The following is an 18235-nucleotide window of genomic DNA, read 5'->3' on the forward strand; positions in this document are numbered from 1 at the left end:
CGAGCGGCGATGCGCCGCCACTCCGCGAGCGGGATTACTTGCCGAGCGCGGCGACGAAGCCGGGCGCCGGAGTACCGACACCGGTGAGCGGGTCCCAGCCGGGACCGCTCTGCAACGTCTGGGGCTTCTGGTCGAAATCGATCAGGTACGACCCCTGCGTCGTCGGCGTGGTCACGCCGCCGTATCCGCCGACGAAGTTGGTCCACACGCCGGTGGAGTGGTGGGTGACGTCGGAGATCGCCGCAGTGCCCGCGAGGCTGTAGATCGCCGGGTTCAGGAATCCCAACCGGTCAGTGCCCGCTGCCTGGGCCGCGTTCGCGACCATGCCCGCCAGCAGCGGCGATGCCAGGCTCGTGCCACCGGAGTTGAACTCGAAATATCCCTGGCCCGGGATGGTCTGTCCGATGGCGAAACCTGTGTAGGCATCGGCGAGCGCGCCGATGTCGGGCACCGAGCGCTTCGTGCCCGAGACCTTGCCTGTCTGGTAGTCCGGCAAGTCGTAGGTGGTTGCCACGCCACCGCCGGCTCCACCGGCGAAGGGGCCGTCCTTGTCCTGGGTCGGGGTGTATCCGTTGCCGGACTGCACCAGCGCGGAGGAGGTCCAGCCGGTGTCGAACTGCTTCTTGTTCGCGCTGTTCACAGCGACGCTGGTCCCACCGACGGCGGTGATCCAAGGGTTGGCCGCGGGGAACTGCGGGGTCGGCTTGCCGGCGATGGCCGACGCGTCGCCCGCGTCGCCCGAAGACACCATCAGCGACTGACCCTGGATCGCGGCCTGCACGCCGATGCTGTCCATCTGTGCGCGGGTCGTGGGGGCGACTCCTGCCTCGCCGCCGTTGTTGCCCCAGGAGTTGGTGATGATGCCGACCTGGTTGTCCGCGACGGCGCGATTCATCGCGTCGTAGAGAGTGCGGCAGTCCTTGGCGGCGTAGTAGGTCAACTTCGCTGCCGGTGCGGCGGTGTGGGCCGCCTGCACGTCCAGTGCCTGCTCGCCGTTCCAGCTGTCTGGCTCACAGGTGGGGTCGTTGTTGAAACCGCCGTCGGGGAGCTTGACCGCGTACTGGTTCGCGGCGATCGGTGGCGAGCCGAACTTCGCGGCGGCACGGTTGGCGTCGGCGAGGGTCGTCGCCCCGTTGTATGCGCCGACGATGCCGATGTTCGTGCCAGCGCCGGTGTTTGCGCTGGTCAGGCCATAAATTCCCCGGGTCTGCGCGGTGTTGTAGCCGCAGAGGACGTTGGACTGGTCGGCGTACTTCTGCGGGACGCTCGTGTTGACGGTCTGGCCCCAGTACGTGGCGCAGTTCGCGCCGCCCGCGGCCTGTGCCGCGGGAGCGGGGTGGAGCACATTCTGCGGAGTGCTCATCTTCTCGGAGTCGTCCAGCCCCAGGACGCCGGTGACGGTCCCGCGCACCGCTGCGGGCAGTGTGATCGCCTTTTCGGGCGCCACCAGCTTCTGGATCTTGCCGTCCTTGCCCTTGTGCCGGAACGTCGCCAGCTGCGTGCCGAACGCGCGCTCCAGGGTGCCGGTGTCGGCGACGGCGTCGACGAAGTGCCGGTTCGACGAGACGCCGGTGACGCGCAGGCCCTGCCCGCGCAGCCAGTCGCTGACCTGGTCGACGGTCGCCTGCGTCGCGGCGAAGCGGTCGGTGAACTGCCCGGCGGTGAGGGTCTTGCGGAACTGCGGCGATCCGGGCGTGCTGATCGCCTTGGCCAGCGCCTCCGCGCTCGCCTGATCGCGCAGTGAGAGCGCGACCTGGATCTGGCGCTGCGCGTGGGCGTCGGTGTCGCCCACCTTGGCGGCCGGTGTGGCCCACGCCGGTGTGCTGCCCGCGACGGCGACGCGATCGCCGTCCTGGTCGCTCGCCGCGATCGCCGGCGCGGCCGCTGCGATCCCGGCCAGCGCCGCGCATCCGGCGATCACGCTGACCGCGCGAGATGGTCGTACTGCCATGTGTAAAGCCCCCGTACTCGGTTGACTTACCCGAAACACACCGGAATTCAGAGAACGGCACGGCGCTTTGTCATTGTTCGGCGAATTTGGGCGCAAAGATCCCCGTCGTCGAATTAACGACTTGCCGGTGTCGGCTCCTCTGTGCGGCAATGTCGCACCCGGTGCTGCCAGCGTCTCCCCTGCTGGCCTTGTGAGCTGGGCTTTCCCTGCTCGCGCTTCACTCTGCACAATGGCATACGAGCGTGTCAACCGATTCTGCGGATTATTTTAGAGCCGTATTTATTGTCTACTTTAGGGCAGGCTGAAGCGCCCATTTATCGAGAGATAAACGGGTCCTGCAAGATGTTGTCTATTGTTTTTTGTTCACTACTGGTGCACGGGTTCCACCTTTTCCGCGACGAATGGAAGTCCCGCTCCGCATGGGGTCGCACTGTTCAGCGGGAGAAAGGCATAGCCGGTGATGCGGACTTGCTCACTCGGCGCGGCACCGCCGAACACGGCGCGCTCGCGGTCAGTGGCCATCTGGCCGGTGATCCGCAGACGCTGACCGGTGGTGGTGACCATTTCGGCGCAGCCGACGTGTTCGGTGCGCCAGGCGACGGTTCCCTCGACGGTGACCTCGGGTCCGCGCTGATCTGGTGGCGGCGTGTTCACCGAAGCGGCCGGCGCTGGAGGCCGGGACGGCGGGGGAGACGGTGATCCAGGCGAGCAGGCGGCGAGAGCCATGGTCACGAAGGCGATGCCGGCCACTGCGGCTCCCAGCGCTCGCGCGTTCATGCCGCGCTCCCAGTGTTGTCGCCGTGCTCGTGTAGCAAAGCCTCGGCGACGGTGGCGGCGGCGAGGATGATCGAGTTCGGCTCGCGCATCCGCGGCTGGATGCCTGCGAGGATCTCGTGTGCGCGGGCGGTGCTGAACGGTGCACCGAGCAACCACACCTGCGGGAGCAGGTAGCTGCCTCGCCGGGTCGCGTAGATTTCGCCGGTGCGCTCCAGGTAGCCGAGCATCCACGGCCCGCTGCGGTCGAGGGGGCGACTATCGGGTTCGTCGTCGTCCCCGTCGCGGCGCCATTGGTGGCCGAACACATCGCCGCCCAGGATCGGGTATCCCCACTGGGAGTTGGATGTGCGGCGGGAGTCCGCGGTCAGGAACGCGTCTTCGTCGTCGAACGTGATCACGCTCGTGGGAAGGTCGGGCGAGCGTTGCCAGCCTGCTGCGGATTCGGCGAGCAGTCCCTCGGGCGCGTCGGCGCCGATGACGAACTGGCGCACGAGGTTCTGCACCTCGCGGATGTGGTCGAGCTCGGCGACCGTGGTGGTGTGCTCCTCGATGGCATCGAGGAGGTTCGCCGAGGTTTCCTTGCGCTGATCCCGGGCTTTGAGCGACCACCATGGTCCTGCCGCGTTGTCCAAGTCTTTGCGGGAGCGGGAAATCGTCGATTCGGCAGTGCCTACTTTGGACAGTAGCTCTGCGCCGATGCCGCGGATGTGGCCTTCCAGCCGGACGAGGTCGGAGGCGGGATCGGCGGTCGTGCCGATTCCTTCCGGTCCGATCAGCCAGTCGTCGAGGGGGCTGGGGACCCGGTCGACGCGGCGGTCGAGTCGAAGTGTCAGCCCGTCTTCGCTGTGCTGCCAACTTGGGTTGTGGTGCGGTGACATCTGGTGCTCCCCCTGCTCGGTCGGGGGAGGGGCATCGTGGTGATGGCCTGGACGCGCGGGTGGACCGCGCGGTGAGAGGCTCCGGCTGGCGTGCCGACGCGCTGATGGTCAGCACGGGTGAATCAGCACGCCAGCCGTCGCCTTCGGGGTCAGCCTCCTGTTTGGCCGACCTTTCCCCAGACGGCGGTCCCCTCCCCGGTCCCACCGCCTGGATCGCACACCGCTGGAGCAGCTGGACCTGTTGTGGGGGTATCCAGCTGTGCTCCGTGACGGTGAAGTTTGTGTCCGGCTCGCGTCGCTTGGCGCTGGTTGCAGATCTGTCAACTTCCTGACCTGCGATCAGTGGCGGCGCCGCGGTCGCCGGGGTGCCTCGTCAGCCGGTCGTTCGCGACGTCCTGGCTGCGATGGCTGGGTCGGCACCACGCCGCCGGGCGGGCTTCGCCTGCTGAGTCATTGCCTCCCCTTTCAAGCCTGGTCGAAAGCCCGCATGTTTTCCCCGAAGTGCTGCCCCGGGGCCCCTGCAGCGGGCTAGCGTGGCCCCCGTGAGGGGGAACGCTGTGTCACCAGTCTTCTCAGATCCTGTGAAGCTAGGTACCATCAACACCTAGAAGCATAGAGAAGTCACGAAATCTGTCAACCGTGCCTCCCAAGATTTTGGGAGGCACGCGCGGGGCGCCCACACCCGCGTACACCCGGGAGGTCGCTGTGCACCCGGCACACCCGCAGGTCAAGACGTCCTTCGCGGACAAGCTGAACTTCTTGTTCGACACCGTGAAGCCGAAGAACGACGACGACAGGAAACACCGGCGGAAGTCCCAGCACTCCAACGACGAGGTCGCCAAGGCCGTCGCCGCCTACACCGGCGAGCCGTGCAGCCACAACTACATCGGCAAGCTGCGCTCCGGCGCGAGCGCCGAGCCCAAGATGGCGGTCGTCGAGGCCATCGCGGACTTCTTCGAGATGCCGCCGGCGTACTTCTTCGACGACGCCAGGTCCCAGGCGATGATGGAGCAGATGGAACTGGCGACCATCCTCGCCGACTCCGACGCCCGCGCTCTGGTGCTGCGAGAACTGCAGGAACTCGACCCAGCCGACGTGCCAGTGATCACCGAGACGATGCGAGCGCTGCGCCGGGTCCGGCAGAGCAAGAAAGAAGACCCGCAGTAGTGCCGCAGCGCCGTGCCCGCCCTGCTCCTTGTCTTCGGCGGTCGGGGACCTAGGACGTCTCGCATGCCGGGTCTGCGCTGGGCAGCCACGGCGCCGCCGGTAACCGGTCGAACACCGTCCAGGTCTCCATCTCCGCAACCCCCTCGGTTTCCAGCGCCTCGATCTCGGCTCGGAGAGCCGGGTCGACGTCCTCCAAGAGGCGGGGGTGCTTCGACGGGCGCACTGGCCACGGCGAATCGCCGCGGCGGAACGGCGATGCAACCAGGTCTACAGAGGCGGTCTCAGGCAGCGCGGTGCCCGGGCCGCGCGGGCGTCGATCGAGCGGTCCGAAGTCGACATCCACCGTGGTGACCGAGCGGCGCAACGCGTCGTTCGAGCAGGCCACCCACAGCGGCTGTGTCTCGCCGAACAGCCCCAGACGGCGCAACAACCCGCTGTCCACCCATGCGGCACGGACACCAGCGTCGAACTTCGGGTCGAACAGAATCCACGCCTTCTCGCCGGTGAGCCACCCCCTGGTGTCCCACTGCGGAACGATCTCGTCCTCGTCCTCGGCCCAGAACGCGCGCAGCTCACGTTCCAGGCTGAGCCACCGATCGCGCCGCATCCCCGCCAGCAGAATCAGCGCCCCAGCGCCGGGCCAGGACAGTTCCAGCCCGCGCCGCGTGTGCACAGCGCGCAGCCCCGGCACCCCGCCCGCATACGCCAGAGGCACCTCCGACCGCCCGATGTCAGTCTGCTTGTCCGGCACCGCCCCGGGCAGCACCATCTCGAGAAACGGGAACTGGGCGGCGGGGTGGACATGAAGCACGAGTTCATGCGGGCGCGGGGTGACCGCAGTAATGCCCAAGACGGTGCTGGCTGGCCAGGGCCATTGCTCATCGGGTTCCGACCAGTCGTTCCACCGGTTGAGTTCCGACAGCAACCACGATTCCAGGTACTCCTGCCAGCGGCTCCCCGCCGCAGGCAACAGCCCGCACCGCGTGATCTCGGTGACTGCCTGGGCGTGGGTTTCACCGGTGTGTTCACGGCGACGACGGACCAGGGCCTTGAAGCGAGGTGTGGGCGTGACGATGGTGGACATAGCATTGCTCCCGAACGGTCGCCCGGTCGACCCAAGTCAGGAACTGCGGATGTGCCGCAAATCGTTTACGTGCAGGAAGATTCACGACCCTGCGGGCATGGGCGCCTGCTCTGGCCGGCTGACCGCAACCGGGAAGCGGCGCGCCGGGCCCGGCCGAGGAGTCGGCCGCAGCCAGCAGCATACCCGGCCTTGGCGGAACAGCCGCGATCGCTCTGTCAAGCAAGCCTCCGCAGTCGGACAAGACAGCGGAGGGGACGGCGCTGTGCGAGGCCGCTTTCCGGCACTTCGCCGGTTGTGCCGTGGGGTTCAGCGGTGGTGCCCGCTACGAATCGGGGGAGAGAAACGTCAGTATGGAAGCGGGCCGACCAGTTCGAGCTGCCGGTTCAGGTTGGGGCTCTGGGTGGGTGAAGAGCAGTTGCGGTGCGGCCTCTGGCTCACCGGACGGCGTCGGTTCCGCTTGGCGGGCGCGGGCTTTCCGGATCCGGGCGCTTAACGTCACAAGGGGCAGGGCCAATTCGTTGGCGATGCTGGTCATGCTGATTTTCTGGTCGACCAGTTCGATGATGGCCTTCGTCTGGTCGAGTCCGGCAAGTTGGCGCACTGTGTTCATCTCGGCTGATGTAACAGCCCGTGGGCGCCGCGATGCCCGGGGTGTTCTTGCGCGCGCGATGCGCGCCCGCAGAGTGGTTTCTTTAATCCCCAACGCACCAGCGATGCTGGTTACGGTAACCATCTGGTCGACCAGGTTGAGGATCTCCTGAGTCTGCTCCTTTTCGGGGCGTTGACTCAAGTCCTCGATTTCCGCCGCTGTGGCAGGTCGGAAATCGGGTTTGACGCGCCAGATCATGCCTCGGCGGTCAAGCTCGGCCCGAATCTCGGGGTTCACCTCGTTCCCGGCGCTGCTCTGTTCCTTTTGGGAGCGCGAGTTGAGAACTCGGTAGTAGGTAATCGTGCGATAGAGTTGGTAACCGGCGCTGTCAACGTAGCCTTTCGGCACATCCAAGCGAGGACAGGTGACTCCTGCCTTGCGTTGCTGGTCAAGCCATCGGTCGCACGCTGCAAGCAGCATGGCAACTCGGGGGTCTTGCTTGATCAGCGCGACCCCAGCTTTTTCGAGCGCGTCGCGCTGAACAGTGGAGAGCCGTCCATGCCGGAACGTGTCACGTTTTTGCCTGAGCCTAGCTTCCAATGGAAAGTAGCCGCAGCACATGTCATTCTCACGCGGATCGGACGTGCCGTTGTGTTCAGTCCAATGGCGAACGTGTATGAGCAACTCGGCGAATTTGGCGTCAGGAACACTCCAGGCGAAACCCCATCGATCAAGTGAGTCGCGAATGTGGCCCGGGACGCGTGAGGGGTTGGCTCGCGCGGTGTTGATGCGGGAGCCAAGGGGATATCCGGGTTCGGGAAAGCGGTCGTTGACGAGGCGGAACTTCTGGGAGACGTGGAGATCGCCGAATTTCTGGCGATAGATGTCGCAAGCCGCAAGGAATTCGTCCCAGCGTGCGGCGTAGACATCCCATACCATTCCTATTCGGTCAAGCGCAGCCCTGCGGTCAGCAGCCAGTCGTTGAGCGTTGTCCTGGACACGGCTTGTCGTCACAAAGTGGTAGAGCTGCGGATCATCGGCCAAAGTTGGCATCAGATGTCCGGTTCGGGCATAGAAGTCCCCCGCTAGGGCATAGGTCTGCCACCATGAGGACGACCCTGTTTCGACGGCATGGACTGTGATGGCATCAGCGAACGCGCGAGTAACTGGGGTGCCGTGCAACACCAGCCAGTGCGGTGGCGCCAGGGGCTTGCCGGGCTGATGGGGGTCGCCGCGGGTAAGGCGAACACGTGACTCGTCCAGCCAGTCGGCAAGCCGTTCATCGTGGGAGCGCAACCCACGCACCACCTGCCACACCACGTCGAACGCCGAGGACTCGAGCACGGCGGAGGGATCCTCACCTGCACGAACAAGCACGGGAATGACGATCGTGGCGACCTTGTCTGGATCTGATCCCAGGCGCAGCGCCCTGCTGGCTGCCTGCACAACGTCGATCGGGCTCGAACGGCTGTCAGCGAACAGCACACCGTCCAGTTCAGGAACATCGACGCCTTCGCTCAGCATCCGCGCGTTGGCCACGACCGTGACGCCTTCTGCAGCATCGCGGAGCGCTCGCAATGCGTTGCGACGTTGTTCAGGGTGGAGGTCACCGCTGACCCAGTCAGCGGTGACTGGTGGCACATGCGCACCGGTCGAGGTCAGCAGGTCGCGCGCTCTCGCGAGGCTAGTGGCGAACCTGACGCCGAAATCACTCGGTGGTGGTAGCTGATGACCCGGTGCAGGTTGAACTCGTGGCAGGCACGCAGAAGCGCGATCTGCGCTGCGAGCATCGGCGCGGGAACGGGGTGGCTATCCACTTCTAGCACCGAGTCCTCGGCGCCGGTCAGGGCATAGACCTCGTCGTCGGTAACGACGCTGACCACCATTCGATAGGGGGCGATCAACTTCTTGTCGATCGCTTCGGCGAAGCTGAGCCTGTATGCCTGACGACCAAAGACGCCCGGGTCGTCCATGGAGGTGGTCTCGAACCGCTTGGAATTCATCACCCGAGGCGTGGCAGTCATATACAACCGGTGCCGAGCGGGAATCGCGGCATCATCGTTGATGACGTTCCAGGTCCGGTCTGTTCGGCCGGCCGCTCGGTGCGCTTCGTCGATCACTGCCAAGTCCCACTCCTGGGCGAAGTGGTCTCGGTGTGCTGCTACGACGACCGGCAGGCTGGCATAGGTGACGAACATCGTGACCCGACCGGGTTCGGACAGCCAGGCGGCGAGAGCGGCGGGGCTGGTCGAGACTTTGCCGGCCAGCCCGGTCACCGCGCGAGCCATCTCCGCGACTTCGTCCGCGTGCGCCAGTGCGTCAATGTCGCTACAGATGGCTACCAGGCGTCCGGCCGTACCCTGTCCGGCGTGCGCTGCCGCGGTCTGCGCAAGCAGCTCCAAGGTCGGCACGACCACCAAGATGGTGCGCGCGTCCAGTTCAGCCGCGACTTCGGCGCCGACGTACGTCTTGCCTGTGCCGCAGGCCATGATTACTTGCGCCCGCGAAGCGACAGCGAGCTCCGCGCATCCGGCCCGAACCGCTTGCACCTGGTGCTCACGCAGTGGCTTCCTCGATCCAGGCGGAAGTGCCAGGTTCACGACATCCTCTCCAGCAGCTTGCTGCGGTCAACCACGCCGATACTACGGACGGTGGGCTGGCTACCAGCTGCTGATCGGTCTAGCCCGGCCACTGCCACCGAGCCGGCTCGACCTCATCGGCGCTGCGGCCGGCGACATCGACAACAACATTCATGTTGACCACGGCTTTGTCCGCAGCCATGCCCTGCTCACGCAGTCCGGCCAGCATCGCCTTCAACACGGCGTCGACCCACTCAGCAAAGGGGCTGTCCCGACCTGAAGGTTGATGTCCCCGGTCGGGAGCTCCGACTCTGTCCGAAACAGGCACCTAGGAAGTGGCCGGTTCGGCCGGGCTGACCCGGCATAGGACGTGATACGGCTCGCCGGTCGGACGGCGGACCCCGGTGCCGGCCATCTCCAGCCAGCGCCAGTCCCCGTCGGTCGATCTGAAGCGCACGCGAATCGGCTCGGTGATGTCGTTGGGACGCTCGCCGGCTTGCTTGAGCATGTGCCGCAGGGTTTCCAGGTCGTCGTGGTGGCACATCTTCGGCAGCCACCGGCTCGGCGGCAGCCGCACCCCCAGCTGCGCGAAGGCGCCAGTGGTCAGGTAGATGTGCTCGTAGCTGGTGTCGATCCCGATCATCGCCTCACGCGAGAGCGCCAGCGCGGCGTCAAGGTAGTCACGCGCACCTACCCGGTCGTTCTGGTCTGGGGACAGGTGATCGATGTTGAGCGTCGTACCCCGGAACCAGGTGACCTCGCCCGGCTCGGAAACCTCGCTACGCCCGGCCATGCGCAGCTTGTGCAGCTCGCCGGTGAAGGGGTTGCGTCCGGTGAAGCAGTGCACGTACAACGCGTCGGTCGAGGCGGTCAGGAATTCGTCGACGATGCGGCGCATCTGGGGCCGGTCGTGCTCGGCGACCAGTTCGTCGAGGTACTGCGGGCCTTCCCACCACGACAGCGTGTCGGGGGCGCGCCCGCTCAGCACCCGCGCGGCCGCTGAGGGCTTCGGGATGCCGTAGACGTCGTAGAGCTCGTCCGACCAGTAGGTCCGTACCTGCTGATCCGGCCCGGGTGGCGTGACTTTCCATTCCCAGCTGCCGATGGAGGGACGCGGCGGGAACAGCGTGCCCTCGGGGCCGTAGCAGCCCAGCATCGCCAGCGGTGTTCCCGACACCGCGCCCAGGACTGGCAGCGCGCGCACGCTCCAGCGGCGACCGAATGCCTCGACGGTGCGCTGTCGAGGCTTGCCGTCGCCCGCGACCGCGCCGATCTCCGGCAGCAGGATCCTGCGTGCCGCGGGGTCCAGCGTGGTGCGCGGGGATACCCCGCGATACAGGGAGTCGCCGATCGCCAGCAGGTGGAAACGCGCGTCCGTCACCACCCACTGGAGCTGGTGACGGCGATCAGGGCTGGGCGCCGGTGTCATCCGCGGGCCGGGCAACTCGTGTCCATCGGGCGATGCAGGCTGAGCTTCACACCGGAGCCGACGACGAGCACGGTGGCGGCAAGATGCTCGGTGCTGCTCGAACGAGTCGTTCGGAGCGCCGATGCGCGCATGTCGTCAGCCACCCGATCAGCGTAATCGGCAAGGCTGCTCGACACGCAACATTCATGCGAATGGCCGAACCGGCTCCATCACTTCCCGTATTGGCAACGACCACGACGCCGAGCGAAGCCGCCCGCCCGCGTCGCGAGGTCGGCGACATTCCCACCGCGTGCCGCAGGGTCCGCATCGCCGCCGACACTCCAGTTCGCGCGGGGTTCGTCCCGGGTGAAAGTGCTGATCAGAACCCCTGCGCGGGGGTTCTGGGAGGGTATTCCGCCGAGATCAACACCACGTGATGCGGACGACAGCTCGTGATCACCACTAGGCTTCAGCGGATGGACAACGCCCCTATTTCCGAGCTGTTCGACGCGGCATCGTGGACCGAAGTCGGCGGTTTCGACTTCACCGACATCACCTATCACCGCTCGGCTGAGAGCCGTGGCGGGAAGCGTGTGGTGCGCGTCGCGTTCGACCGCCCGGAGGTTCGCAACGCCTTCCGGCCGCACACTGTCGACGAGCTCTACCGGGCCCTCGACCACGCCCGGATGAGCTCCGATGTCGGCTGTGTCCTGCTCACCGGCAACGGCCCCTCGCCCAAGGACGGCGGGTGGGCGTTCTGCTCCGGTGGTGACCAGCGTATTCGCGGACGCTCCGGGTATCAGTACGCGAGCGGCGACACCTCCGACACGGTGGACCCCGCGCGCGCTGGCCGGCTGCACATCCTCGAGGTCCAGCGGCTGATCCGCTTCATACCGAAACCGGTGATCGCGGTCGTTCCCGGCTGGGCCGCCGGCGGCGGGCACTCCCTGCACGTCGTGTGTGACCTCACGCTCGCCTCAGCCGAGCACGCGAAGTTCAAGCAGACCGACGCCGACGTCGGCTCGTTCGACGCCGGCTACGGCTCGGCCTACCTGGCCAAGCAGGTCGGCCAGAAGTTCGCCCGCGAGATCTTCTTCCTCGGCCGCGAGTACTCCGCCGAGCAGATGCATGGGATGGGCGCGGTGAACGAGGTCGTCCCGCACGCCGAGCTGGAGATGGTGGCGCTGGACTGGGCGTGGACGATCGCAGGCAAGTCGCCGACAGCGCAGCGGATGCTCAAGTACGCGTTCAACCTCACCGACGACGGCCTCGTCGGCCAGCAGCTCTTCGCCGGCGAAGCCACCCGGCTGGCGTACATGCAGGACGAGGCCGTCGAAGGCCGCGACGCGTTCCTGCAGAAGCGCGACCCGGACTTCAAGGACGTCCCCTACTACTACTGACCTGCGGATACAACACCTGTGCGAGTGGGGTGTTGCTAAGGTGCAGCCCAACGAGGGGGCTGTACTTTTTCGAACTGGGGAAACGTTCAACAATGCCTGTTGCGATGATCGACGACCTGCCGCTGTCCTACACCGACAGCGGTGGCGACGGCCCGGCCGTGCTGCTGGGGCACGGCTACTTCCTGGACAGCAGCATCTTCACCGCCCAGGTGACGGCGCTGAGCCCGCGGTGGCGGGTCATCTGCTGGGATGCCCGCGGGCACGGCGCCACGCCCGACACTCCCGGCACTCCCTATACCTACTGGGATCAGGCCCGTGACGCGCTCGGCCTGCTCGACCACCTCGGCTTGGAGCGGGCCGTCGTCGGAGGTGTCAGCCAGGGAGGTTTCATCGCACTGCGTGCCGCGTTGCTTGCGCCCGAGCGGGTCAGCGGGCTCGTGCTGTGGGACACCGAGGCGACCGCCTGTCACCCCGAGGACAAGATCGGCTACCAAGGCATGTTCGACGCCTTGGCAGCGCGTGGCGCGATCGACGAGCTCACCGTCCCGCTCTCGACGCAGCTGCTCGGCGACTCTGATCAGCGCGAACACTGGCGCGCGACCTGGCGCCGCGGCAACTTGCCGCTCGGTCCGGCCGCCCGCTGCCTGCTCGACCGCGACGACGTCAGCGGGCGCCTCGGAGAGATCAGCTGCCCGGCGCTGCTGATGTGGGGCGAACACGACGTGTCCTTGCCGCGTGACCGGATGGACCTGCTACACCAGCGCTTGCCCGCCGCGTTCGGAGTCCACGTGATCGCCGGTGCGGCGCACACGCCGCCGCTAACACACCCGGTCCAGACCAACCGCCTGCTCGGCGAGTTCCTCGCCGGGTAGCCGGAGACGGCTCAGGTGCTGGTGCCGGCCCCGGTTGTCATCTTGGCGCCCAGGTAGAGCTGCAGGGCTTCGCTGGGATCAGGGGTCGAGAACACTTGTGCGAACAGTGTCACGTCCACTCCGTGGTCGAGGTCGCGCACCAGCATCTCGGGTTTGTGTCGTCCCATTAGGATCTCGCGTGCGTTCCACATCTGGACGAAGTCGTTGTACCGAGCCAGTTCACTGAGCACGGTGTCGAACAGTGGGTTGCCGCGGCGGCGGGCCATGTGACCGCGCAGCCACGCGACGGTGAGCCGTGCCTCGATCTCCCACTCGACCATGACCTTGCGCGACTGCCGTTCGGCGAAGAACCAGACGAGGACGTTTCCGTGCTTGTCCAGCTGCCGGAAGATGCGGTTGTACTCCGCGTTCGCGTACACCACGTTCCACGCCTCGTCGACGTATCCCGCCAGCGACGGGTGGAGGCTGTCGACGTACTGCTTCTGCAGGTCGGAAACGCGTCCGGGCGGAGGCGCATGGTGGGCTTGCGGCGGGGTGGCCAGGTCGTGCAAGTGCTGGCGCACCAGGTCGCCCACACCGAGAGCTGACGCCAGGCGGTCCACAATCGACGGAGTCGGGCTGTCCGCGTGGCCCTGCTCGAGCTTGATCAGGTAGCCGGTGCTGATGTCGGCGTCGGAGGCGAGCTGGGTCCGGCTGATTGTCGGGCGGGCTTCCAGCGGAGTCTGCGCGGGAAACTCGCACGCGGACCCTCCACGCCGCAGATGACGGAGATAGTCGGCAAAAGTGGGAGCTGTGATCACCGTCACGTTTCATTCACCGTGTTCGCAGGAGTGCTGATCAGCATGACCGAGCGTGATGCCTGGTGAAGCGTCGGCGTCGTTCATCAGCAATACCCTAAACTACTTAGAGTAATGCGTGCAACTGGCAGGGATACCCCTGGCAGGAGCAACCGCTCGCCCCGGGTTCGGAAACTTCCCCCCGGCGTAGACGACTCTCCGTTAGTATCACGCCTGCGTGGCCAGCGGGATCCGCTGGTCACAGGCCCGATCCCAGTAGTCCTAGGGCGTGGCCGATCCCAAGGGGGATCTGCGGCAGTCACATTCCGCAGATCGGGGTTGTGCTGTACGTAGGGACACGGGGTGTGACTGCCTACCTCCACTCGTGAGCACGATTCGTCCGGTTGGGGAACCGGGGGACATCGTCGAGGGCGAAGGTGAAGGCAGCTCGGGGCTCGCCTCGTGTCGTGAAGGGTTACCGGCCAGGACCACTGTCCTGGCCGGCTAACACGAGCACCGAGGGGGAAGTACACGTGAAGATCACCACCACCCGGACCTTTCGGGAATGGTGTGAGTCAGCCGTCCATACGCTGCCGATTCCGGCGCCGTTCACGTTGGAGGGGTTTCTCGAGCAGGTCGGTGACCACAGTGGCCGCCGGATCGAGTTGCTGCCGGCGATCCTGGGTGCCACGGCGCCGTGCGGGATGCTGGTGGGTACCGATGATGTCGACTACATCTGCTTCGCGGCCAACACGTCTCCGTTGCATCGCCGTCATATCGTGCTGCACGAGGTCGGGCATTTGTGGTTGGCGCACAAGGGAACCACCGTCGCGCTCGACTCCACACCCATCGCCGTGTCGGGCGTGGCATCGACCGACCCGACGGCCGACGCGGCGGAGGATCTCGGCGACTCCGCGCTGGCCGCGCTGAAAACCCTGCTGCCTGACCTGCCCGAAGCCGTGATCAAACGGATCATGGGCCGCACCGTGTTCGACAAACGCGAGGAACGCGAAGCCGAACTGTTCGCCCTTCTCGCCGGACCGGCCCTCACCCGCGCCGCACGCATCCCCGCGCAGCCCCGCGACAACGTCCTCGAGCGAATCCGAGAGGTCTTCGACGCCCCGGCAGCCGGCTACGGCGCCCGTGGGTAACGCGATCGGGTACACCAGCTCCGTCCTAGCTCTCGCGGCCGCGATCGGTAAAGCCATCGGCCTGCGCGGCAGGCGACCCACGGCATCCCAGTGGTTCATGCTCGCGTCGCTCGGCTGCATCGGGACGGCGCTCGCGCTGACCGCCACCCCGACGCTGGCCGCGGTGGCTTTCCTCGAGCCGTTCCCGCAGGCAACCCGGCTGCTCGGCAACGTGCTGGCGATGTGCTCCTCGTACAGCATCATGTCCACACTCGGACTGTCCTTGCTGCCACGCCCCGTCGCGATCCGACGTATCCGCATCGGCGCCCTCGTCCTGGGATCGTGCGTTGCGGCAATGGCCGCGCTGCTGACCGCCGCCGACGTCAGGCCCGTTGTCGAACTGAACCTGGCCTACGCCCACGACCCGCTGATCCTGGGCTACGAGCTGATCTACTTCGGCTTCATTGCGTTCGTGCTCATCCGGTTTCTCTGGCTGATGCGCACGTTCGCTCGATCCCGGGTGTCGGCCCTGCTGCGAGTCGGAGTCCGCATCGACATGGCCGCCGCCGTGACCGGGATGCTGTGGATTGCCTGGAAAGTCACCACCATCATCTCCACCCGGTTCGGCACCCATCTCGTGGACAGTCCTGCCTCGGTCTCCGAAGGACTTGCCGGGATCTCCGTGGGCCTCATGGCGATCGGCCTGCTCCTGCCCACCTGGGGAGCGCGACTGGCCCGCAGTCGCACCCGATGCCGCACCCGGCGCGCTCTTACCGGAATCACTCCACTGTGGACCGAACTGACGACGCTGTTGCCTCAGGTCGTCTTTCCGCACGACTCCGACAACCAGGGGATCACCGCCGCCTGCGCCACGGAACTGCACCTCTATACCAAAGTTGTAGCGATTCGCGACGCAATGCTGATCCTGCGCCCCTATGTCCGTCCCGACCTCCACCGCCTGGTCGAGGAGTCACGCAATGGCCAGCTGGCTGATCAGCAGTCCGACATTCTGCTCGAAGCCGCAGCCCTTGCCACCGCCATCGACGCCTATCGCGACGGCAATCGCCAGCTGCTCGACGTCAGCGGGCCCGCCGAAACCGAAGCCGAACTCACCCAGCCCTCCGAGCTGCTCGCCGAAGCCGGCGTGCTGATCCGCGTGGCCAAGGCGTTGCGCGGCAACCCGTTCGTCCAGCAACTCCGCGCCCGCGAACACCCAGGCGTGCACCACCTTGCATAGCCGGGCTGCCGGAGGGTGTCCCACTTAGCGAAGCTGCGCACCAGCCGCTTCCGCACGGCGGGATGTTCGGCGTAGGAACCCCGGGCGAAGCAGCGCAAGCTTACGATCGGCCCCGAGGTCGACGCGGCAGACGGCCACGAACTGGTTGTGCGCGTCCCGAAGCGCGGCGACCGCGGTTTCGTGGCGATTGGCGACTCGTGCGGCGATGGCGCCGCGATGACCTGGTTTGGTTGTGGTGCGTATGTCTGCCACCACATGGGCCAGGTCGCGAGCGGTGGTCAGGACCGCATCAGCCGCCTGACGAACGGGCGGTGGACGGAAATCCAGGTGGCGGACCGCGTCGACCGTGGGCTGGGCCAGCGTGTCTGGGTTGCCGTTACTTTTGTCCTCAGCCAACCGGCGGTGGTCTGACGGCCAGACCGGCAGTGCCACCAGGTCCAAGGCGGCACCGGTCACAGCCCGATAGGACGGCAGTGCGGCATAGGCATCCTCGGCGGCGTGCTCGCGGCGACCGTCCCGGTCACGGATCAACGCAGTCACCACCAGGCCGGCCGCGACGCCGAGGAGCGCCGCGATTCCGCCGACCGCCCATGCTGGCGCCACCGCCTGTACGGCCACTGCCAGCAGCATCGCACCACCACTGATCGCACCAGCAACGATCGGCATCGGCAGGTTCCTCAGAGTCGCCACGTACTGAATGTTAGCGAGGGAGCGTGACGGCTGTTACCTGGCTGTGAGAGTGGCCCGACTTCGCTAGTCCTGTGTGCCCCTGCATGCGGCTCAGGCTTGCTCGCGGCGGATCGTTCGAATGGCGCATCAGTGAAGCGCTGTTCAGGATGTGGTGAGCCAGCGGGACCAGGTCGCTGGCTCAGTGCCTGCCGCGATGGGGATGCCGAGTCGCGCCAGCGCGCCGGGGTAGCGGGATTCGTAGACGGAGTTGACCGCGGTGGCGTGCTGCGCTCCGCGTAGCAGCCATGCCGCGGGCAGGCGTCGGCAGCGCAACGTGGGGTCGTTGGCGTCGGTGAGTTCGCCGTCGATGACCTCACGACGCAGGAGTCCTGCCACGAGCCCGGCACGTTCTTGGATGCGTCGCTGTAAGGGGCGTCGCAGCTCCTTGTCGTCGCCGGGGTCGTCGGAGATCAGGCCGAGCATGCTCCAGGATGGGGCGGTGGCGTCGACTTCGACCTTCGCGGCGAGCCAGGGGAAGCCGAGGATCCGGGCGGCGTGGATGCGGTGGTTGCCGTTGCTGCCGACGCGGTAGACCGGGCCGGCCCAGCCGGGGGAACGTTTCAGAGCGATCGGGTGGGAGAACAGTTCGTCGGTGAAGGCGTCAAGATCGTCGGTGCTCAGCAGTCCGGTCGCGATCTCGAGCGGGACCTCGTCCCGGAATCCTCCGAAGTCGCCCCAGACACGATGATCGGTGCCGACGACCAGCTGGGTGGGCACCCACATCACGGTGTCGGCGACGCCGCTGTGGTCGTTGTTCTCGGCCGACCCGATCGTGTCTAGTGCCTTGTGGTTTCCCAGCAGCTGCGGATCGGAGGCGTTCAACTCGGTGGCACGTTCGGCGAGGTACGCCTCGAGGTCGCCGGCCCGGTTCCGCAGCGCTTCGCGCGCCACTCGGACCGCGGTCAGGTGCTGCTGGTAGACCGAGCCGCGGCGGGCGAGCAGCTCCGGCACCGACGGGCCTTCCTGGGAGCGATCGGCGTCCGGGCCGGTCCGCGCGCAGGGTTGAGTGCGAACCGGCGGGTCGAAGACGACGGTCGGTGGCGCGTTGAGAAAGCACCACTCCAGCGTGTGGGCCGCCGATGCCGGGGTCGAGGCCATACCCCAGAACTTCCACGGCGCGACGTCGTCGTTCTGCGGGGTGGTCGCGGCGACGAAGCCGCCGTGCTGGTCGAAGTCGACCGTCCAGATCGACGCGTCGGGCGAAGGATCGGGGCGCATTGGGGCAAGTTCGGCGTCGACGATCTCCGCGCGGCGCAGTCCGGACGCTGTCCGGAGCTGATCGAGATTGTCGCCGGCGTGCGGGACGAGGCCGTTGAGGTTGCCGGCTTCGCACATCAGGCCGTAGGCCTCATTGATCTGCGTCCGCAGGTCGACGGCGAGGCGGGTGAGGTCGGTGAAGTCGAAGTACGCGCGCTCGGTTTCCAGCAGCTCCGTGATGCGGTGTGCGTGAGCGGCAGCGTCGAGCAACGCGCTCCACACGTAGTCCCAGTCCGGCTTGCCGCCGGCCTGCACGTCGGGAACGGCGGGAACGATGTCCGGGTTGTTCACGCTTTCGCCGAGGTACAGGCCGATGCGCTCGCGCTCCTCCTCCGGCAGCAGACGAGCCAACGCGAGGATCAGCGTCCCGATCGCGCTCACGCTGCGGCCGGCGGAACGCG

Annotated in this window: 17 protein-coding genes; 5 read left to right on the forward strand and 12 right to left on the reverse strand. The window is 66.7% G+C overall.

Annotation, left to right across the window (positions count from 1 at the left end):
• Positions 1 to 34: 34 nt before the first annotated feature.
• The 3 genes from QQ657_RS10445 to QQ657_RS10455 form a co-directional block, all read right to left on the reverse strand.
• Complete coding sequence (locus QQ657_RS10445; protein WP_284741862.1) at positions 35 to 1951, reverse strand: S53 family peptidase; 1917 nt, start codon at positions 1949 to 1951, stop codon at positions 35 to 37.
• Positions 1952 to 2317: 366 nt separating this feature from the next.
• The gene (locus QQ657_RS10450; RefSeq protein WP_284741863.1) at positions 2318 to 2728 is read right to left on the reverse strand and encodes a hypothetical protein; all 411 of its coding nucleotides are present in this window, start codon (positions 2726 to 2728) and stop codon (positions 2318 to 2320) included.
• Entirely contained in the window at positions 2725 to 3606 is an 882-nt protein-coding gene (locus QQ657_RS10455) for a hypothetical protein (RefSeq protein ID WP_284741864.1), read from the reverse strand. Before QQ657_RS10455 ends, QQ657_RS10450 begins: the two co-directional genes overlap by 4 nt.
• Positions 3607 to 4311: 705 nt before the next feature.
• On the opposite strand from QQ657_RS10455, the gene QQ657_RS10460 reads away from it, so the two are divergent.
• Positions 4312 to 4773 (forward strand): helix-turn-helix domain-containing protein, encoded by a 462-nt coding sequence (locus QQ657_RS10460; protein WP_284741865.1) that lies wholly within the window; start codon positions 4312 to 4314, stop codon positions 4771 to 4773.
• A gap of 49 nt (positions 4774 to 4822) precedes the next feature.
• Here QQ657_RS10460 and QQ657_RS10465 read toward each other — a convergent pair whose 3' ends face one another.
• The 6 genes from QQ657_RS10465 to QQ657_RS10490 all read right to left on the reverse strand — a co-directional run bounded on the left by QQ657_RS10465 (position 4823) and on the right by QQ657_RS10490 (position 10597).
• Complete coding sequence (locus QQ657_RS10465; RefSeq protein WP_284741866.1) at positions 4823 to 5857, reverse strand: hypothetical protein; 1035 nt, start codon at positions 5855 to 5857, stop codon at positions 4823 to 4825.
• Between the two features lie 322 nt (positions 5858 to 6179).
• A complete protein-coding gene (locus tag QQ657_RS10470) occupies positions 6180 to 8087 on the reverse strand; it encodes a Helicase associated domain protein (protein ID WP_284741867.1) in 1908 nt (635 codons plus the stop codon).
• 17 nt (positions 8088 to 8104) lie between these two features.
• On the reverse strand, positions 8105 to 9046 hold the full coding sequence (locus QQ657_RS10475) for a DEAD/DEAH box helicase family protein (RefSeq protein WP_284741868.1): 942 nt from the start codon (positions 9044 to 9046) through the stop codon (positions 8105 to 8107).
• A 79-nt stretch (positions 9047 to 9125) separates the two neighbouring features.
• Entirely contained in the window at positions 9126 to 9266 is a 141-nt protein-coding gene (locus QQ657_RS10480) for a hypothetical protein (RefSeq protein ID WP_284741869.1), read from the reverse strand.
• A gap of 87 nt (positions 9267 to 9353) precedes the next feature.
• Positions 9354 to 10409 carry a PAS domain-containing protein gene (locus tag QQ657_RS10485; RefSeq protein WP_284741870.1) on the reverse strand — a complete coding sequence of 352 codons (1056 nt, stop codon included), beginning with the start codon at positions 10407 to 10409 and terminating at the stop codon, positions 9354 to 9356.
• A gap of 41 nt (positions 10410 to 10450) precedes the next feature.
• Positions 10451 to 10597 carry a hypothetical protein gene (locus QQ657_RS10490; RefSeq protein ID WP_284741871.1) on the reverse strand — a complete coding sequence of 49 codons (147 nt, stop codon included), beginning with the start codon at positions 10595 to 10597 and terminating at the stop codon, positions 10451 to 10453.
• A gap of 312 nt (positions 10598 to 10909) precedes the next feature.
• Between QQ657_RS10490 and QQ657_RS10495 the strand changes: the two genes are divergently transcribed.
• Positions 10910 to 11833 carry a 1,4-dihydroxy-2-naphthoyl-CoA synthase gene (locus QQ657_RS10495; protein ID WP_284741872.1) on the forward strand — a complete coding sequence of 308 codons (924 nt, stop codon included), beginning with the start codon at positions 10910 to 10912 and terminating at the stop codon, positions 11831 to 11833.
• A 92-nt stretch (positions 11834 to 11925) separates the two neighbouring features.
• A complete protein-coding gene (locus QQ657_RS10500) occupies positions 11926 to 12705 on the forward strand; it encodes an alpha/beta fold hydrolase (RefSeq protein WP_284741873.1) in 780 nt (259 codons plus the stop codon).
• An 11-nt stretch (positions 12706 to 12716) separates the two neighbouring features.
• Here the strand turns inward: QQ657_RS10500 and QQ657_RS10505 are convergent, their stop codons facing one another.
• Positions 12717 to 13511: a helix-turn-helix transcriptional regulator gene (locus QQ657_RS10505; RefSeq protein WP_284741874.1), complete on the reverse strand. Its 795-nt coding sequence runs from the start codon at positions 13509 to 13511 to the stop codon at positions 12717 to 12719.
• A 503-nt stretch (positions 13512 to 14014) separates the two neighbouring features.
• Here QQ657_RS10505 and QQ657_RS10510 point away from each other — a divergent pair.
• Both QQ657_RS10510 and QQ657_RS10515 read left to right on the forward strand, forming a co-directional pair.
• Positions 14015 to 14632, forward strand: a complete 618-nt coding sequence (locus tag QQ657_RS10510) for a hypothetical protein (RefSeq protein WP_284741875.1) — start codon at positions 14015 to 14017, stop codon at positions 14630 to 14632.
• Positions 14625 to 15848, forward strand: coding sequence for an MAB_1171c family putative transporter (locus QQ657_RS10515; protein ID WP_284741876.1), 1224 nt, complete (start codon positions 14625 to 14627; stop codon positions 15846 to 15848). The genes QQ657_RS10510 and QQ657_RS10515 overlap by 8 nt, the downstream gene beginning before the upstream one ends.
• A gap of 24 nt (positions 15849 to 15872) precedes the next feature.
• Here QQ657_RS10515 and QQ657_RS10520 read toward each other — a convergent pair whose 3' ends face one another.
• Both QQ657_RS10520 and QQ657_RS10525 read right to left on the reverse strand, forming a co-directional pair.
• Entirely contained in the window at positions 15873 to 16538 is a 666-nt protein-coding gene (locus QQ657_RS10520) for a hypothetical protein (protein ID WP_284741877.1), read from the reverse strand.
• Positions 16539 to 16679: 141 nt separating this feature from the next.
• Positions 16680 to 18215 carry a hypothetical protein gene (locus tag QQ657_RS10525; protein WP_284741878.1) on the reverse strand — a complete coding sequence of 512 codons (1536 nt, stop codon included), beginning with the start codon at positions 18213 to 18215 and terminating at the stop codon, positions 16680 to 16682.
• Positions 18216 to 18235 lie beyond the last annotated feature (20 nt).

Origin of the sequence: Amycolatopsis ponsaeliensis (assembly GCF_030182635.1) — a bacterium.
GTDB classification, from domain to species: domain Bacteria; phylum Actinomycetota; class Actinomycetes; order Mycobacteriales; family Pseudonocardiaceae; genus Amycolatopsis; species Amycolatopsis ponsaeliensis.

Bases quoted from the DNA above. Each gene is read 5' to 3' on its own strand.
- QQ657_RS10495 (WP_284741872.1), top strand. From the start codon at position 10,910: ATGGACAACGCCCCTATTTCCGAGCTGTTCGACGCGGCATCGTGGACC.
- QQ657_RS10445 (WP_284741862.1), bottom strand. From the start codon at position 1,951: ATGGCAGTACGACCATCTCGCGCGGTCAGCGTGATCGCCGGATGCGCG.
- QQ657_RS10455 (WP_284741864.1), bottom strand. From the start codon at position 3,606: ATGTCACCGCACCACAACCCAAGTTGGCAGCACAGCGAAGACGGGCTG.
- QQ657_RS10450 (WP_284741863.1), bottom strand. From the start codon at position 2,728: ATGAACGCGCGAGCGCTGGGAGCCGCAGTGGCCGGCATCGCCTTCGTG.
- QQ657_RS10500 (WP_284741873.1), top strand. From the start codon at position 11,926: ATGCCTGTTGCGATGATCGACGACCTGCCGCTGTCCTACACCGACAGC.
- QQ657_RS10465 (WP_284741866.1), bottom strand. From the start codon at position 5,857: ATGTCCACCATCGTCACGCCCACACCTCGCTTCAAGGCCCTGGTCCGT.